This window comes from Nocardiopsis synnemataformans (genome assembly GCF_965343085.1).
Taxonomy (GTDB): domain Bacteria; phylum Actinomycetota; class Actinomycetes; order Streptosporangiales; family Streptosporangiaceae; genus Nocardiopsis; species Nocardiopsis alborubida.
In genome coordinates this window covers 13,473-29,609 of sequence record NZ_CBDRFA010000054.1, presented here as the reverse complement: position 1 = coordinate 29,609, position 16,137 = coordinate 13,473, and the positions used below count along the sequence as shown (strand labels likewise).

The following is a 16,137-nucleotide window of genomic DNA, read 5'->3' as shown; positions in this document are numbered from 1 at the left end:
CGGGTGCACGATGGTGGGCGTGTCGAAGATCGTCGTGCAGGTCAAGCTCACGCCGTCGCCCGAGCAGGCGGCGGTGTTGACCTCGACCCTGCGCGTGCTCAACACCCACGCCACCTGGGTGGCGAAGGTGGCCCACGAGCAGGGTGTGATGCGCAACTACGAGCTGCGCAAACACACCTACCAGCAGTTGCGCGAGGCCGAGGTGGGCTCGCAGGCGGCTCAGCACGCCATCAAGAAGGTGTGCGACGCCTACCGCACCCGCCGGTCCAACCTGAACAACGGCAACTACGGGCCCCGGGGTTCGGCTCGCCCGGAGCGGATCGAGACCACACCGATCGCTTTCCGTCCGGAGTCGGCGCACCCCTACGACGCGCGCAACCTGTCCTTCGCCCTGGACGCGCGCACGATCTCGCTGTGGACCTTCCACGGCCGGTTGAAGGACGTGCCCTTCACCGGCTCCCCGACCAAATGAAGATGCTGGCCGAGCACAAACGCGGTGAGGCTGACCTGCTCTGCCGCGACGGTGCCTGGTTCCTGGCGGTGACCGTTGAGGTGCCCGACGCCCCCGAGATCGTCCCCGACTCCTTTGTCGGGGTGGATCTGGGCATCGTCAACATCGCTACCACCAGCGACGGCCAGGTCATGGCCGGGCGCCAGATCAACCGGTACCGCCGCCGACAGCTCAGGCTGCGACAGAAGTTGCAGGTTAAGGGCACCCGCTCCGCCAGGCGCCTGCTCAGGAAGCGGCGCCGCCGTGAGGCCGGGCACGCCAGAAACACCAACCACCGGATTTCGAAACGCATCGTGGCCGAGGCCGAACGCACCGGGCGCGGCATCTCCCTCGAAGACTTGACGGGGATTCGCGGGTACGGCAACGCAGGTCCCAACGGGTCACGCTGCGCTCCTGGTCCTTCCACCAGTTGGGCGCCTTCATCGCCTACAAGGCCCGCCGTGCGGGGGTGCCGGTGGTGCTTGTGGATCTGGCGCACTCTTCGCGCGAGTGCGCCGCGTGTTCCTGCACCCACAGGGCCAACCGGGTCTCGCGGGCCTTGTTCGTCTGCCGGGGCTGCGGCGTCGTTGCGCACGCGGACCGCAATGCTTCCCGTGTCCTGGTCCGCAGGGGCCGGGAGGCGTGGGACGCGGGGCGGAAGTCACACGTCCCACCCGACCACCCCTAGCGGAGTGGTCGGGTCAGACGCGGTGGGCTCCCTCGCACCCAGCGGGGTGGTGCAACCGCACACTCGGTCCGTCAGGACTGAGAAGCTGGCTCGTTGTTGGGGTGGCCGATGGCCAGGCCGCTCTCCGGGTCGAAGAAGTGCAGCTGGCTCACGTCCACCGACAGGCTGATCGGCTGGCCCGGGCGCACGTTGCTGCGGGGGCTGACCCGGGCGGTGAACAGCGAGGTGTTGCCGCCCAGCGGCAGGCCGTCGCCCTCGCCCTCCTCGCCCGCGGCGTCCTTGGCCAGGGCGGCGGCGTCCTCGTGGCGCACCGGCGGGGCGTCCACGGTGAAGATCACGTTGATCTCCGTGCCCAGCTCCTCGGTCACGCTCGCCTTGACCTGGATCTGCGGGTCGCCGTTGTTGTCCAGGTCGGCGTCGTTGAAGTCCGAGGGGCGGATGCCCAGGATGAGGCTGCGGCCCAGGTAGTCGCGCAGGCCCTCGCGCTCCCCGAGGACGCTCGCCGGGACCGGCAGCTTGTGCTCGGCGAAGGTGAGCACCGCGCCGTCGCCCTCGGCGACCAGCTCGGCGTCGACGAAGTTCATCGCCGGGGAGCCGATGAACCCGGCCACGAACAGGTTGTTGGGAGCGTCGAACAGGCGCTTGGGGGTGTCCACCTGCTGGAGGCGTCCGTCGCGCATCACCGCGACCCTGTCGCCCAGGGTCATGGCCTCGATCTGGTCGTGGGTGACGTAGATGGTGGTGACGCCCAGGCGCTCGTGAAGCTGGTTGAGGGAGGCGCGCATCTGCACGCGCAGCTTGGCGTCCAGGTTGGACAGCGGCTCGTCCATGAGGAACGCGCGCGGCTCGCGCACGATCGCGCGGCCCATGGCCACACGCTGGCGCTGACCGCCGGAGAGTGCGCCCGGCTTGCGCTTGAGGTAGGGCTCCAGGCCCAGCATCTCGGCCGCCTCCTTCACGCGGCGCGCGATCTCGGGCTTGGCCACCTTGCGCAGCTTCAGGCCGAAGGCCAGGTTCTGCTCGACGGTCATGTGGGGGTAGAGCGCGTAGTTCTGGAAGACCATCGCGATGTCGCGGTCCTTGGGCGGACGGTCGTTGACGATCTCGTCGCCGATGACCAGCGTGCCCCCCGTGATCTCCTCCAGACCCGCGATCATGCGCAGCGCGGTGGACTTGCCGCAGCCGGAGGGGCCGACGAGGACCATGAACTCGCCGTCCTCGATCTTCAGGTTCAGGTTGTCGACGGCCTTGACGTCGCCGCCGTAGATCTTGTCAACGCCATCGAGGACGATCTCCGCCATGGTTGTCAGCTCCCGGGCCGGGGTCGAGATGTGGGGTGACGCGGATCTCGGAGTGTCCGCGCCGCCGACCTGGAACTTTCGCAGTTGATCGAACCAGGTCGTTGTGCTGATCACATCAGACATGATCCTGATCGAAAAGTCCATACTTGAGTCGATGTCGATCCGATTGCGGTCAGACACAAACCCTGTCCGCTCAGCTGGCGTGGCGGCCCCAGGTGCGTTAGCCTGTCCGACGGTTCCTTCCTTTCTCCCCTCCGCGCCCTCGGGTCGGCGGCCACGACACGGCAGCCGGGTTGAGGCATCGGGTCGGGGAGTCTGGGTAACCTAACGACCAGTCCAGCACTGGACGGACCGGTTGTGCGGCCCCCACTCGTCCGATTGGACGCTGCATCACGCGCCAGGTGCAGTTGGGATCGGGTGAGGGGTGGAGTACCGCGACCGGGCGGGGGGTTGGACCCGGAAAAGGCCCGAACATCCAGTAGACAACGGTCTTCCGAGCTCGCCGCCGACGGGACGGAGCCGGTCCGAAGGGTGGCTCGGGCCTTTTCCGCGTCCCCCATATGCTGACCGCGAGCACCTCTCATCAGCAAGCGGAAAGCGAGCACCCCACGTGGTTGCCGAGCACACCGAGCAGGGCAGCGCCCACGGCTCCGACAGACCCTCGCCGGAACCGGTGGGGCGGGAGCGGACGGCGAACCCGGCACGCTCCTCCGTCTCGGACCCCGTATCTGCCTCCGCCTTCGCACTGGGACACCGCTGGGGACGCCACGACCTGCTGTGGCGGGTGCTCGCCGCGGTCGGATCCGGTCTCGCCCAGCTCTTCGCGCTGCCGCCCTACGGCCTGTGGTGGCTGGGGCCCCTCAGCGCCGCGCTGCTCGCCCTCGCCGTCGCCGGAACCCGGACGCGCCGCGCCGCCTGGCTCGGCGCCCTGTCCGGGGCCACGCTCATGGTGCCGCTGGTGCACTGGCAGGACATCTTCGGCGTCGACGTGTGGTTGCTCATCGCCGGAGCCGAGACCGTCTACTTCCTTCCCATGGCGATGGCCCTGGCGCTGGCCATGCGCCTGCCGGGCTGGCCGCTGTGGACCGCGGCCCTGTGGGTGGCCCAGGAGGCCCTGCGCGCCCGCTGGCCGCTGGGCGGCTTCCCCTGGGGCAAGCTCGCCTTCGCCCAGCCCGACACGCCCTTCGTCGGCTACGCCGCCCTCGGCTCCTCCGCCCTGGTGACCTTCGCGGTCGCCCTCACCGGCGGCTTGCTGCTGTGGAGCGTGCTGCGACTGGTGGCGGGGGCCCGGTGGGCCGGGCGCGGTGATCGAAACGACGATCGGAACGACGATCGGGACGACCGAAACGATCAGAACGCGCCGCGGGCGACGGACGCGCGTCAGGGTGGTCCCGTGGGTTCGGATGGTCCCGAAGGTCCGGGTATTCCTGAAGGGCTGGGTGGTCCCGAAGGCCAGGGTGGTCCAAAGCGGCAGGATGACCCGGCGCGGCAGGGCGGCCCGCTGCGGACCGGCTGGGTCCCGGCCGTCCTCGGACTGGCCGCCGGCGCGGCCGTCGTCGTCGGCGGCACCCTGGCCCCCGCGATCGGCCGTCCCGACGTCTCCCACACCGTCACCGTCGGCATGGTCCAGGGCAACGTGCCCAACGTCGGCCAGATGTCCATCGCGGGCGAGCGCATGCAGGTCCTCAACAACCACGCCGACGGGGTCCACGAGCTCGCCGACGCCGTCCGCGCGGGGGAGCACCCCCAGCCGGACATGGTGCTGCTGCCGGAGAACGCCAGCGACATCGACCCCTTCCGCGACCCCCAGGCGCGTGAGATCATCGACGCCGCCGCGGCCGACGCGGGCGTCCCCCTGCTGTGGGGCATGAGCCGCTTCAACGATGACGGCACCCGCTACGTCAGCAGCGTGGTCTGGGACTCCGAGACCGGACCGGGCGAGATCTACGACAAGCGCTACCTGGTGCCGTTCGGCGAGTACGTCCCCTTCCGCGACTTCTTCACGCAGTTCGTGGCCCGCCTCCAGCAGGTCAGCTCCGACGCCGTCCCCGGCACCGAGCCCGGGGCCCTGGACGTGGGCGGCACCACCCTGGCCGTGGGCATCTGCTTCGACGTGGCCTTCGACCTCCCGGTGCGCGAGTCCGTCGCCGCGGGCGGGCAGGTCATCGTGATCCCCACCAACAACGCCAACTACAACTTCACCGGCCAGACCAACCAGCAGCTGGCCATCACCCAGCTGCGCGCCGTCGAGCACGGGCGCCCGGCGGTGGTCGTCTCCACGAGTGGTGTCAGCGCCGTGGTCAACCCCGACGGGACCCTGGCCTACAGCTCGCCCGAGGCGGTGCCCGACATCCACGTGGCCGAGTTGGAGGCGATGGAGGGCACCACGGTCGCGACCCGCCTCGGCGCGGTGCCGGAGGCCCTCCTGAGCGCTCTGGGGCTGGGCGCGGCGGTCGTGGCGGTGGTCCTGGGTCGCCGTCGTCGTGTCTGAGTGAGCGTCGTGTCTGAGTGAGAGGGATGCGCAGGTGCGCCGGTACGCCGGTACGCCTGACGTCGTGGTGGCTGAGAGGGTTACGTCCGCATCGCCGCCGAGAGGAACACGCCCGGGGGAACCCTGGCGCCCGCGCGCGCGTTCTCTCCTGTAGGGGAGCTCCCGCCGATGACCCGGAGGATGGTTACGCATGCCGCTGCTGACAGTGCTGGCGCTGATGGCGCTGCCGTTCCTCGAAGTGTGGCTGATGATCGCCGTCGGCGGTTGGATCGGCGTTCCGTGGACGCTGGCCGCGCTGGTCTCGCTGATGGTTCTGGGCGTGACCGTGCTGCGCCGGGCCGGGACCAGGGCCTTCCGGGACGCGGACCAGGCCATGCGCTCGGGCGAGCAGCCGCGCGGCGGCCTGCTCGACCCGCTCATGCTCATGGCGGGCGGCATCCTGCTCGTGATCCCCGGGTTCATCACCGCCGTGCTCGGCCTGCTGATGGTCCTGCCCTTCACCCGGCCCGTCCTGCGTTGGGCCTTCGCCTCCTGGGCGCAGCGCCGTGTGCGCAGGATGCAGGAGCGGATGAACGAGGAGTTCGTCGTCCGCGGGTCCACCGCCCCCGGGTCGGGGGCGGGCCCGACGGGACCGTTCGGCCCCGGTCAGAGCCCGTTCGGCCCCCGCGCCGACGGGGACGCCGCCCCGCAGAACAGGGGCCACGTCATCCAGGGGCGGTTCGAGCCCAGGGACGACGACAGGGACTGACCGCGCTGATCGCGCTGTAGGCGGTCGGAGCTGGTGTCAGCTCCGGTGGTGGAAGCGGGCCTGTAGAGACCGCACCCGCGTGACCAGGGAGTCCACCGGGCCCTCCACCGCGATCCCGGGCACGACCTCGCTGATCGGCAGCGCCCGCACCGGCGCCGGGGGTACGCCCCATTCCTCCAGCCACGAGACGAGCTGCGCCGAGGAGCTCACGTAGATGATCCGGCCCAGACCCGCCCAGCCGTGGGCGGCCGAGCACATGGGGCAGTGCTCTCCGGAGGTGTAGACGGTCGCCGCCGCCCGTTCGGCGGGGCTCAGATGGGTGGTTGACCACCGGGCGATGGCGAACTCCGGGTGCTGCGTCGGGTCGCCCCCGGCGACACGGTTGCGGTCCTCGAAGAGCACTGTTCCCTCTCGGGACATCAGCACCGAACCGAAGGGCTCGTCACCCGCCTCCAGGGACTCCTCGGCCAGATCGACCACGCGCCGCAGGTGACGCATGTCGGTTTCACTCAGCATGGTCCTGTCCTTTCTCCTTCTTGTTCTTGCCCTCTCTCCCGGGCCCTGCCGTGGAACCCGCGTAGCTTAGCCCCGGAGAGGGTCCACGTTTTGCCTTCTGGGGTCGTGCGCCGGTCAGGGGCAGGGGTCTTATGGGTCAGTGGTCACGGATACCGGTCTGTTCTACGTCAACCCCGCTGGATCGAGCGTCTGCCCGGGCTCTACGGGTGCGTGGTTGCTGACGCAAGGACGCTCTACAACGTGCGGACCCCCTACGACGCCCGGTCACGTGCGGGGCTTCGTGGCTGATGCCGGTCTGAACCGTGTTGACCCCCCGCCCCCGGGTGGCTGAGGGGTCACTCCCGGTGGGCGTTCCTCCCGGCACTCTCCCGACCGCCTTCGTGACGCCCACCAGACCCCTGGAGTGACCGGAGTGCAGGGATCTCCTTCGCCAAGTTCGCTAGGCGAACTTGCCCTCAGTCGGTCCCCGCCCCCAGCACTGATCGTCTGCTCCAGTGCCCACCACGACCGCCCACCCCCCAGGGGCGGGCGGGGAACTCGCACGCTCTACGGGTGCCTGGCTGAGGTCGCCTGACAAGGGACACCCCCTGCGGTGCGCCGCCACGGGGTGTTCTACGCCAGCTTTCGGGGGTGAACCATAACCTCAACCCCCGCACCGTCAGCCCGCGCTCTACGGGTGGCCGCCCCTACACCGGTTCCGGGGTGCGCTCCTCGGTCTTGTTTTCCCTCTCCGCCGCACGCGCCTCGGACCGGGCCATCATCCGGTCGTCCACCACCCGGATCACCGTGATCACCACGATCGCCACACCCGCCACGGCCAGACCGGTCAGCACCTTGGTCGGGTCGCTCACGTCCAGGTCGAAGAACCACTGCCCCAGCGGTGTCACCATCGCCAGCGTCAACAGGCCCACCATGGAGCCCACCAGCAGTACCTTCCACCACACGTACGGCTTGGCCACCAGCAGCAGCACCCACAGCGTCGTCGCGCACAGCGTGATGACCACCGCCGTCCGGTCGGCCGGATCGGGCACCGTCCGACCGCCCAGCACCAGCAGGTAGGTCGTCACCGCCGCGAAGCCCGCCACCATGCCCGAGGGGATCGCCAGCCGCAGCGTCCGCATCACGAACCCCGGGCGGGCGATGTCGGTGTTGGGTGCCAGCGCCAGGAAGAACGACGGGATGCCGAAGGTCACCGCGTTGATGAGCGTCGCGTGGCGGGGGAAGAACGGGTAGGCCACAGCGAGCAGGCCCACGATGATCGCCAGCGTCATCGTGTACACGGTCTTGGTCAGGAACAGGTTGGCCACCCGCTCGATGTTGCCGATGACCCGGCGGCCCTCGGCCACCACGCGCGGCAGCACCGCGAACCGGTTGTCCAGCAGCACCAGCTGGGCCACCGACCGCGACGCCGGGCTTCCCGAGCCCATCGCCACGCCGATGTCGGCCTCCTTCAGCGCCAGCACGTCGTTGACGCCGTCGCCGGTCATCGCCACGGTGTGCCCGCGGTCGCGCAGACCCTTGACCATGTCGCGCTTGCGCTCGGGCGTCACCCGGCCGAACGCCGAGCGCTCCTCCACCTCGCGGGCCAGCTCGTCGCTGTTCTTCGACAGTGCCCGTGCGTCCACCGGCTGGTCCGCGCCCGGCAGACCCAGCTCGCGGCCCACCGCGCCCACCGACGCCGCGTGGTCGCCCGAGATGATCTTGACGCCCACGCCCTGCTCTTCGAAGTAGTCCAGGGTCGGACCGGCGTCCTCGCGCAGCCTCTGGTCCAGCACCACCAGGGCCACCGGCAGCACCGTTTCGGGCGCCTCGTCGGAGTCCACCCGCGCCGACGCGCGGGCCAGCAGCAGCACCCGGTGGCCCTGCGCGCCCAGTCGAGCCGCCTCGGCCGCCGCCGGGTCCTGGGGAGAGGCCAGCACGTCGGCCGCGCCCAGCACCCAGTGCTCCTCGTTGTCGGGGGCCAGGAAGCTGGCTCCGCTCCACTTGCGGGCGGACGAGAACGGCGCCAGCGCCGTGACCGTCCAGTCGGGCGCCTCCTGGCCCGCGGCCTCGCACCCGCGCGCGATCGCCGCCATGCTCGCGTTGTGGTCGGGGTCGCTGGCCGCCAGCGCCGCCAGCACGAGCGAGGGGGACGCCTCCCCGCTGTGTCCGCCCAGGTCGCGGATCCCAGCCAGCTTCATGCCCGCCTCGGTCAGCGTGCCCGTCTTGTCGGTGCACACCACGTCCACGCGGGCCAGGCCCTCGATCGCGGGCAGCTCCTGCACCAGGCACTTGTGCCGCCCCAGCCGGATCACCCCGACCGCGAACGCGATGCTGGTGAGCAGGACCAGGCCCTCGGGGATCATCGACACCAGGGCCGCGACCATGCTGCGCAGGGCGTCCGCCAGCGGGCCGGAGATCTGGCCGCCCTCCGTCGAGGCCTCCAGGGACACGTGCCCGCCCATGAACAGCTGGCTGTAGATCAGCAGGGCGCCGATCGGGAACAACGCGTAGGTGATCCAGGTCAGGATGCGGTTGATGCCCGACCGCAGCTCCGAGTGCACCAGCGAGAAGCGGCTCGCCTCCTCGGCCAGCCGCGCCGCGTAGGCGTGCCGCCCCACCTTGGTGGCCCGGAACCGGCCGGTGCCCGCCACCACGAAGCTGCCCGACATCACCGTGTCCCCGGGCCGCTTGACCACGGGGTCGGCCTCGCCGGTCAGCAGTGACTCGTCGACCTCCAGCCCCCCGGCCCAGGTGACGGTGCCGTCGACCACGACCTGGTCGCCCACGCCCACTTCCAGGACCTCGTCAAGGACGATCTCCTGTGTGGCCACGTGCACGGTGGCGCCGTCGCGCACCACCCGGGGCCGGGCGGCGTTGACGATGGCGAGTTTGTCCAGGGTGCGCTTGGCCCGCAGCTCCTGGACGATGCCGATCAGCGTGTTGAAGAGGATGACCATCGCGAACAGCCCGTCCTGCACCGGGCCGATCACGGCGATGATCGCGAACAGCACCGCGACCATGGCGTTGATCCGGGTGAACACGTTGCCGCGGATGATCTGGCCGACCGTGCGGCTCGCGCGCACGGGTACGTCGTTGGTCCGCCCCGCCGAGACCCGCTCGGCGACCTGCTGACCGGTCAGTCCCGTCTCGGGCGGAGGGCCCGACGGGCCCTTGGGGCCTGCGGGGACGGGCTCGGCGGAGGCTCCGGTTGGAGCTTCGGGAACCGCGTCCTGCGGCCTGTCCGGGTCGGGTTGCTCGGGCACGCACTACTCCTGTGTGGTCCGGAAACGAGACGGGCGGGAGGCGCCTTGGACGCGGCATCCGCCCCGCACACGCGAAGGGGGAGGGAGACTACAGACTAGAAGACTCCCGGACCAGGAACAGGCACACCATCCCCCGGACGCCGGTGGTGTCCGCACCACCCCGGGTCCGCGGAGCACCACCGAAGGTCCCCCCCGGGTACGGTTGCGTCTACCTCCTGTCCGCATCCCCGTCCCGCGCGAACCGCACCACGCCGGGGACCCACAGCAAAGGTCACAAGGTCGTCATGTGCACCGTCATCGTCGGTTTCGACCCTGGCGCGGACACGCCCCTGGTCATCGCCGCGCTCAGGGACGAGATGTCCTCCCGTCCCTGGGACAGGCCCGCCCGCCACTGGCCCGACCGGCCCGACCTCGTCGGCGGCCGTGACCGCCTCGCAGGGGGCACCTGGCTGGCGGTGGACCCGACGGGCCCGCGCACGGCGGCCCTGCTCAACGGCTGGCCCTGGGACGGGCGCATGCCCTGGGAGGGCACCTACCCGGCCAGCCGGGGCGAACTGCCGCTGCGCGCCCTCGCGCACGCGGGCAGGAACCCGGGCCGCGACCCGCTGCACGGAGACGACCCCACCCTCTACGCGCCCTTCCACCTGCTGGACGCCGACGCCCATCGGGTCGGACTGCACAGCTGGGACGGCCGGTGCCTGGACACCCGTCCGCTGCCGGTCGGCGTGAGCATGGTGGTCAACACCGGGCTGAATCCGGACGACCCACGCGCCGCCCGCCACACGCCCGAGTTCGCGCGCACCCGGCCCGATCCGGCCGACCTGGCCCGCGCCTGCGGGGTGGAGGAGGTGTGGGGGGAGTGGCCGCGCCTGGTCAACGAGGCCGCCAACTCCGCGCCCCGCTCGGCTGGCCCCGACGAGTCAGGCGACCCGACGGGCCTGGTCGCCCGCGCCGACCTGGGCGGGGGCAGGACGTGGGAGACCGGGTCGGTGACCCTGCTGGCCATGGACCGCGAGACCGTGCGCTACGCCTTCACCGACGCCCCGGCCGACCCCGGGGCGTGGCGGATGGTCGACACGTCGGCACCCCGGTCCTGAGGGACGGATGCCGCTGTTTGCCTGAGGGACGGCGAGGCAGAGCGCCGCCCGCCGGAGGGGGTCGGCGGGCGGCGCTGGGGGAGGGGTCAGCCGTTCAGGCTCCAGCGCTGGACGGCGCTGCCGTCGCAGTTGGCGATCACCATGCGGGTGCCGTCGCTCTGCGCCCGGCCCTGGGGTTGCAGGCAGCGGCCCGACTGCGGGTTGCGCAGGGCCTGTGTCCCGCTGTCGTGGGTCCACCGCTGCGCGCCGGTCCCGTTGCAGGTCCACAGCTGCACCGCGGTGCCCGCGGCGGTGGCGCCGCCCGCCACGTCCAGGCACTTGTTGAACGCCCGCAGAGTGTCGTTGGCGCCCTCGGTCCACTGCTGGGCCTGGTTGCCGTTGCAGTGCGCCAGCTGGATCGGGGTCCCGTCACCCGTCGCGGCCCCGGCCACGTCGAGGCAGATGCCGTTGGAGGCGGTGATCGTGCCGGTACCGCCGGAGCCGCCGCCGTCCGAGTAGACCCGGACGTAGTCGACGACCATCTGCTGGGGGAACTGGGTGGTGCCGTCGGGGTAGCCGGGCCAGTTCCCGCCCACGGCGATGTTGAGGATCATGAAGAAGGGCTGGTCGTAGACCCAGGGGTTTCCGCGCGTGTCGGCCGGGGTGTAGGTCTGGTAGGCGTTGCCGTCCACGGACCAGGTGATGGAGCCGGGGCTCCAGTCGATGGCGAAGGTGTGGAAGTCGTCGGCGAAGGACCAGCCCTGGGGGTGCATGTAGGAGCCGGTCAGGGGGTTGCCTCCGGAGTAGCCGGGGCCGTGGAGGGTGCCGTGGACCAGGTGGGGTTCGCGGCCGATGTTCTCCATGATGTCGATCTCGCCGGAGTCGGGCCAGGGGGTGTTGGGGAAGTCGGCGCCGAGCATCCAGAAGGCGGGCCAGATGCCTTGTCCGCGGGGGATCTTGATGCGTGCCTCGATGCGGCCGTAGGCGTGTTCGACTTTGTTCTGGGTGGTCATGCGTGCGGAGGTGTAGCCGCCGTGGGTTTCTTGGCGTGCGGTGATGACGAGGTTGCCTTGGCCGTCGAGGGCGGAGTTGGCGCGGCTGTTGGTGTAGTTCTGGAGTTCGTTGTTGCCCCAGCCGTGGTCGCCGGTCTCGTGGTTCCAGTTGGCGGGGTCGGGGGCGCTTCCGGCGGCGCCGTCGAACTCGTCGGACCACACCAGAGCCGCCTGGGCGGCTTCGGCGGACGCCGGGGCCGCCGCGTCCTCGGGAACGGGGGCGGCCGACACGGCCCCGGCCGGGATGAGGAGCGCGGCGGCGGTGAGGAAGGACAGGGCTGCGGAGACGAGGGTCCTGCGGGGCCGGTACGCGGTGCGCATGGGCTACTCCGGGGGGAAGCCCCGCCGCGGCGGGGCGGTGACGGGCGGAGTCGGTCCGATGCACGACGCGCGTGCGTCGGACCAGGTGGGCGACTGCGTGCAGTCGCCGTGTTACGCAACGAATCGAATTGGTAAGTTACTGTACGTTTAGTCTTTCTCCGGCACAAGGGGTGGAACGGGGGTAAGGGGCGAGGGTCGAGAGGTGCGTGCGGCGGAAACCGTTCGGTCGGGTGTGCACCCTCCGAATGTGGACATGTGCTGTCTCGCTGTGTCAACTCTGTGCATTCCGGACGGAACAACGGGTAGAGGACGGGAACACTGTGGGGGCGCTTCCTCCCCGTTCCCCGTTGACCTGGGGTGGAGCGAAAGGATTCCGGAACCGCGCTGGAGGCGGGATACGGGACCGTGTCCACGGTGAACCCGGGGCGCGGAGGCAGCGTCACACCGTGACCCGGGGTACCCCACAACCGTCGACCCACCCCGAAGGACCGTCCATGAGTGCTATGCCCGTCCGTGACCAGGCCGCCCCGTCCCACCACGTCCCCAGCCCGCACGGAGGTCGCCGCGACGTGTCCCGCGCCCGGTGGCGGCTTCGTGCGATCCAGGCCGACATCGTCGAGTTCGGCCCCGCCGGGGACCCCGACCTGGTGCGCGCGGCCGAGGCGCTGGACCTGCTGGAACTCGCGGACGCGGCCCGGCCCTGATCCGGAGTGGCCGGAGTGGTCAGAGCGGTCGGAGCGGTCGGCCGAGGAACGGCCCCGGCCTGTTCGGCACTGACCGGGATGGATGTACGTCACCGGCCCTGACCAGGGCGCACCGGCCCTGACCAGGGCGGGCGTGCGTCACCAGTGCGCATAACCACCGTCACACCCCAGGTCGCGACGGCGTGTCAACCCCGAGAGTGACCGCGGCGTCTCAGAGAGAGACGGCGCGCGCCGTCAGGCTCGCGTGGAGGCACGCGTTCACGGCAGGGGGCACGATGGAGGGCCGTAACGGCAACCTGGTGGAGAGCGGAGCGTACTGGCTCCTCTACGTCGTCTCGGTCAGCGGCGCGCTGCTGCACTGGCGCCTGGGCAACGAGGGCATGGCCGCTCTGTGCGCCGCCGTGGCCGTGTTCGGCGCCCTCCTCATCAGCAGAAGGCACCACGACCTCGCCGCGTGAGCCCCGGGCCCGGCCCGTTCGGGCCCCTCGTCGTGGGTTCCTGCCCGGCTCGCTCCCGCCCTTTCCGGGGCGATCACCACGCGCGGTGCCCACCCTCCCGCGCGTCCGGACACAGCACGAGAGACCACCACCCCCTGGTCCGGTGGTCCCCCGTGTCCCGCCACCCGCTAGCCGTTCCGGTCCCGCCTGCGCGGCAGGGGTGGGACGTATCCCGCGCGGGTCTCGATCACCTGGGCCACCAACAGGTCAATCCTGTCCCGCTGGACGTACTTCCAGGTTCCGTGCTGGCCCTGCCATCCCCAGGTCCAGCCGTCCTTGAGTCCGATGGAGACGTTTCCCAGGTAGGCGGGACCGATGAGGGCGCGGTCGACGTCCGCGCCCCACGTCCAGGGGAAGCGCCTCCATTCCAGGGTGAAGGCGAGCCCTCGCTGTGAGAGGAAGGCGTCGCGGGCTTCGGTGAAGGGGTCTCGTTGTGTGTTCGCGTTCGTTCGACGCTGTTCGGTGTCGTTCATGATTCCAGCGTCCGACCGAAACCTCGTGTCCCACAGAAAGTGCTTTGTATCCTCCCCGGGGCTGGTTGCGAGTGGGACAACTTGCGTAGCGTGTGGGACATGGCGGATCACAGTTTCGGGTCATACCTCTCAGGCGAACGCAAACGTGCAGGTTATACACTGCGCAAGCTCGCGACCCACGCGAAGTTCTCTTCGTCAACCCTTTCTCGCTGGGAAAATGACCATTATGTCCCAGCACGTGACGACGTCGTGAAGCTCGACAAAGCGTTGGGCATGCGCGGCGCGTTGGTCCGCAAGTGGGAAGGTTTCACCGCTCCTTCCGCGTTGCTCCCGTGGATGCAGGACGCGGGCATGCTCGAAGAAGCAGCTTCCCTGATCGAGTACGTCTCTCCAGTGCTGGTCCCCGGATTGCTGCAATCGCCTGGATACGCGGAGATCGTTTTCCGTGAGGGCCAACCGTTGTCGTCCGCGACGGATATTCAACGGTTGGTCGCGTTGCGGTGCTCTCGTCACGAACTGCTTCGTGTGCGCAACGACCCCGGGGTGTCAGCTGTGTTTCCAGTGTCCGCGTTGGAATGCGTTCCGGATGCGGTCCGCGCCGAGCAGACCCAACACCTGCTGTCGCTGATCGACGCGGGCCGGGTGTCGGTTCACCTGGTACCCGAAGGTTCGGCATTGATCGGGATCACGTCCCCCATGCTCATGGTGCGTCTCAGGGAGGGCGGGAAGGCCGCGAGTGCGGACCACCTGACCGGTAATGTCGTCTACGGCGAAACGGACGACTTCGATCGACTGTCGGAACTGGTCAAGCGCGCGTTCGCGTTGGCACTCCCCACCCAGCAGTCGCGAAAGGTACTGGAGGAACTACTGTGAGTGACTGGCGCAAGTCCAGCTACAGCAACACGGGTGGTCAGTGTGTCGAGGTTCGGGAGACTCCCCAGGGCGCGGACGTTCGCGACACCGTCAACCGTGAAGCCGGGCACCTGACGTTCCCCGCGTCGGAGTGGAACGCGCTGCTGCGCACCGAGACGCGCTAGGACCTGCGCGGAGCGCAGGCTGGACGCCCTGACACGACCCAGAACCAGCGCGGGCCCCCACCCCGGTGAACGGGTGGGGGTCCCGTCCCTGTCCGGCTTATTCCCGCCCTTTCTGGGGCGATCATCACGCGCTGTGCCCACCCTCCCGTGCACGCCTCCCGCACGCCCGTCCGGATAGGCTGCGCGGTATGCGTTCATGGTCTGCGCCTGACATCGTCCCCCTGCCGGGTACCGGCGGCCCCCTCCGTGTCCACGACACCGCCACCGGCCGGATAAGGACGACGACGCCGGGTTCCCGGGCGGGGATGTACGCCTGCGGCATCACGCCCTACGACGCCGCCCACCTGGGCCACGCCTTCACCTACCTGGCCTTCGACCTGGTCAACCGGGTCTGGCGTGACGCCGGGCACGACGTCAACTACGTGCAGAACACCACCGACATCGACGACCCGCTGCTGGAGCGCGCGGAGGCCACCGGTGTCGACTGGCGCGACCTCGCCCACCGCGAGATCGACGTCTTCCGCGAGGACATGGCCGCCCTGCGGATCATCCCACCGACCTCCTACGTCGGCGTGGTGGAGTCCGTCGACCTCATCAGCGACCTCGCCGCCCGCATCCGCGACACCGGCGCCGCCTACGAGCTGGACGGGGACCTGTACTTCTCCGCCGCCGAGGCGTCCGGGTTCGGCGAGATCAGCCACCTGGACCGCGAGCAGATGCTGGAACTGTTCGGCGAACGCGGCGGCGACCCGAAGCGCAGCGGCAAGAAGGACCCGCTCGACTGGCTGCTGTGGCGCGCCGAGCGCCCCGGTGAACCCGCCTGGGACAGCCCCCTGGGCCGCGGGCGCCCCGGCTGGCACATCGAGTGCAGCGCCATCGCCCTGGACCGGCTCGGCCCGGCCTTCGACCTCAACGGCGGCGGCAGCGACCTGATCTTCCCCCACCACGAGATGGGCGCGGCCGAGACCCGATGTGCCACGGGCGGACCCAACGCCCACAACCACCTGCACGTGGGCATGGTCGGCCTCAACGGCGAGAAGATGTCCAAGTCCCTGGGCAACCTGGTGTTCGTCTCCAAGCTGCGCCAGCAGGGCGTCGACCCGGCCGTCATCCGCCTGGCCATGCTCGGCCACCACTACCGCACCCCCTGGGAGTGGACCGACGCCGAACTCCCCGCCGCCACCGCCCGCGCCGACCGCTGGCGCGCCGCCCTGGCCCTGGGCGCGGCGCCCGACGCCGCCCCGGTGCTCGCCGCCGTGCGCGCGGCCCTGGCCGAGGACCTGGACTCCCCGGCCGCCCTGGCCGCGGTGGACGCCTGGGCCGACACCGCCCTCGGAGAGGGCGGCACCGACACCGGCGCGCCCGCCCTGGTGCGCGCCACCGTCGACACCCTGCTGGGCGTGCGCCTGTAACCGAGAGCGGAGCCCGCGCACCGCGGCCGGACACGAGGGGCCCTCCTCCGGGGAGGCCCCTTCCGCCTGTGCGGGGAACACCAGGT

Annotated in this window: 12 protein-coding genes and 3 pseudogenes; 9 read left to right on the top strand and 6 right to left on the bottom strand. The window is 70.5% G+C overall.

Annotated elements, in window-relative coordinates:
- Positions 1 to 10 precede the first annotated feature (10 nt).
- A pseudogene (locus ACSIH6_RS26590) lies at positions 11 to 1,178 on the top strand (RNA-guided endonuclease InsQ/TnpB family protein).
- Positions 1,179 to 1,249: 71 nt separating this feature from the next.
- On the opposite strand, the gene ACSIH6_RS26585 reads toward ACSIH6_RS26590, so the two are convergent.
- On the bottom strand, positions 1,250 to 2,479 hold the full coding sequence (locus ACSIH6_RS26585) for an ABC transporter ATP-binding protein (protein WP_435111099.1): 1,230 nt from the start codon (positions 2,477 to 2,479) through the stop codon (positions 1,250 to 1,252).
- Between the two features lie 610 nt (positions 2,480 to 3,089).
- Here ACSIH6_RS26585 and lnt point away from each other — a divergent pair.
- Both lnt and ACSIH6_RS26575 read left to right on the top strand, forming a co-directional pair.
- On the top strand, positions 3,090 to 4,970 hold the full coding sequence (gene lnt, locus ACSIH6_RS26580) for an apolipoprotein N-acyltransferase (RefSeq protein WP_435111078.1): 1,881 nt from the start codon (positions 3,090 to 3,092) through the stop codon (positions 4,968 to 4,970).
- A gap of 190 nt (positions 4,971 to 5,160) precedes the next feature.
- On the top strand, positions 5,161 to 5,718 hold the full coding sequence (locus ACSIH6_RS26575; protein WP_435111077.1) for an FxsA family protein: 558 nt from the start codon (positions 5,161 to 5,163) through the stop codon (positions 5,716 to 5,718).
- Positions 5,719 to 5,754: 36 nt separating this feature from the next.
- Here ACSIH6_RS26575 and ACSIH6_RS26570 read toward each other — a convergent pair whose 3' ends face one another.
- Positions 5,755 to 6,234: a nucleoside deaminase gene (locus ACSIH6_RS26570; RefSeq protein WP_435111076.1), complete on the bottom strand. Its 480-nt coding sequence runs from the start codon at positions 6,232 to 6,234 to the stop codon at positions 5,755 to 5,757.
- Between the two features lie 686 nt (positions 6,235 to 6,920).
- Positions 6,921 to 9,479 carry an HAD-IC family P-type ATPase gene (locus ACSIH6_RS26565; RefSeq protein ID WP_435111075.1) on the bottom strand — a complete coding sequence of 853 codons (2,559 nt, stop codon included), beginning with the start codon at positions 9,477 to 9,479 and terminating at the stop codon, positions 6,921 to 6,923.
- Positions 9,480 to 9,763: 284 nt separating this feature from the next.
- On the opposite strand from ACSIH6_RS26565, the gene ACSIH6_RS26560 reads away from it, so the two are divergent.
- Positions 9,764 to 10,576, top strand: a complete 813-nt coding sequence (locus tag ACSIH6_RS26560; RefSeq protein ID WP_435111074.1) for an NRDE family protein — start codon at positions 9,764 to 9,766, stop codon at positions 10,574 to 10,576.
- A gap of 86 nt (positions 10,577 to 10,662) precedes the next feature.
- Here ACSIH6_RS26560 and ACSIH6_RS26555 read toward each other — a convergent pair.
- Both ACSIH6_RS26555 and ACSIH6_RS26550 read right to left on the bottom strand, forming a co-directional pair.
- Positions 10,663 to 10,989 (bottom strand): annotated as a pseudogene (locus ACSIH6_RS26555) (RICIN domain-containing protein); the annotation flags it as partial.
- Positions 10,990 to 11,064: 75 nt separating this feature from the next.
- Positions 11,065 to 11,928, bottom strand: a pseudogene (locus tag ACSIH6_RS26550) (glycoside hydrolase family 16 protein); the annotation flags it as partial.
- 494 nt (positions 11,929 to 12,422) lie between these two features.
- On the opposite strand from ACSIH6_RS26550, the gene ACSIH6_RS26545 reads away from it, so the two are divergent.
- Both ACSIH6_RS26545 and ACSIH6_RS26540 read left to right on the top strand, forming a co-directional pair.
- Positions 12,423 to 12,632 carry a hypothetical protein gene (locus ACSIH6_RS26545; protein ID WP_435111073.1) on the top strand — a complete coding sequence of 70 codons (210 nt, stop codon included), beginning with the start codon at positions 12,423 to 12,425 and terminating at the stop codon, positions 12,630 to 12,632.
- Positions 12,633 to 12,907: 275 nt separating this feature from the next.
- Positions 12,908 to 13,090 carry a hypothetical protein gene (locus tag ACSIH6_RS26540; protein WP_061082512.1) on the top strand — a complete coding sequence of 61 codons (183 nt, stop codon included), beginning with the start codon at positions 12,908 to 12,910 and terminating at the stop codon, positions 13,088 to 13,090.
- Positions 13,091 to 13,257: 167 nt separating this feature from the next.
- Here ACSIH6_RS26540 and ACSIH6_RS26535 read toward each other — a convergent pair whose 3' ends face one another.
- Positions 13,258 to 13,602, bottom strand: a complete 345-nt coding sequence (locus tag ACSIH6_RS26535; RefSeq protein WP_435111072.1) for a hypothetical protein — start codon at positions 13,600 to 13,602, stop codon at positions 13,258 to 13,260.
- Positions 13,603 to 13,701: 99 nt separating this feature from the next.
- Here ACSIH6_RS26535 and ACSIH6_RS26530 point away from each other — a divergent pair, with 99 nt between their 5' ends.
- The 3 genes from ACSIH6_RS26530 (at position 13,702) to mshC (ending at position 16,051) form a co-directional block, all read left to right on the top strand.
- Positions 13,702 to 14,475, top strand: a complete 774-nt coding sequence (locus ACSIH6_RS26530; RefSeq protein WP_435111071.1) for a helix-turn-helix domain-containing protein — start codon at positions 13,702 to 13,704, stop codon at positions 14,473 to 14,475.
- Entirely contained in the window at positions 14,472 to 14,639 is a 168-nt protein-coding gene (locus ACSIH6_RS26525; protein ID WP_435111070.1) for a DUF397 domain-containing protein, read from the top strand. The genes ACSIH6_RS26530 and ACSIH6_RS26525 overlap by 4 nt, the downstream gene beginning before the upstream one ends.
- Before the next feature lie 188 nt (positions 14,640 to 14,827).
- Positions 14,828 to 16,051: a cysteine--1-D-myo-inosityl 2-amino-2-deoxy-alpha-D-glucopyranoside ligase gene (gene mshC / locus ACSIH6_RS26520; protein ID WP_435111069.1), complete on the top strand. Its 1,224-nt coding sequence runs from the start codon at positions 14,828 to 14,830 to the stop codon at positions 16,049 to 16,051.
- The last annotated feature ends 86 nt before the right edge of the window (positions 16,052 to 16,137 follow it).

Bases quoted from the DNA above. Each gene is read 5' to 3' on its own strand.
- ACSIH6_RS26585 (WP_435111099.1), bottom strand. From the start codon at position 2,479: ATGGCGGAGATCGTCCTCGATGGCGTTGACAAGATCTACGGCGGCGAC.
- ACSIH6_RS26575 (WP_435111077.1), top strand. From the start codon at position 5,161: ATGCCGCTGCTGACAGTGCTGGCGCTGATGGCGCTGCCGTTCCTCGAA.
- ACSIH6_RS26570 (WP_435111076.1), bottom strand. From the start codon at position 6,234: ATGCTGAGTGAAACCGACATGCGTCACCTGCGGCGCGTGGTCGATCTG.
- ACSIH6_RS26560 (WP_435111074.1), top strand. From the start codon at position 9,764: ATGTGCACCGTCATCGTCGGTTTCGACCCTGGCGCGGACACGCCCCTG.
- ACSIH6_RS26545 (WP_435111073.1), top strand. From the start codon at position 12,423: ATGAGTGCTATGCCCGTCCGTGACCAGGCCGCCCCGTCCCACCACGTC.
- ACSIH6_RS26540 (WP_061082512.1), top strand. From the start codon at position 12,908: ATGGAGGGCCGTAACGGCAACCTGGTGGAGAGCGGAGCGTACTGGCTC.
- ACSIH6_RS26535 (WP_435111072.1), bottom strand. From the start codon at position 13,602: ATGAACGACACCGAACAGCGTCGAACGAACGCGAACACACAACGAGAC.
- ACSIH6_RS26530 (WP_435111071.1), top strand. From the start codon at position 13,702: ATGGCGGATCACAGTTTCGGGTCATACCTCTCAGGCGAACGCAAACGT.
- mshC (WP_435111069.1), top strand. From the start codon at position 14,828: ATGCGTTCATGGTCTGCGCCTGACATCGTCCCCCTGCCGGGTACCGGC.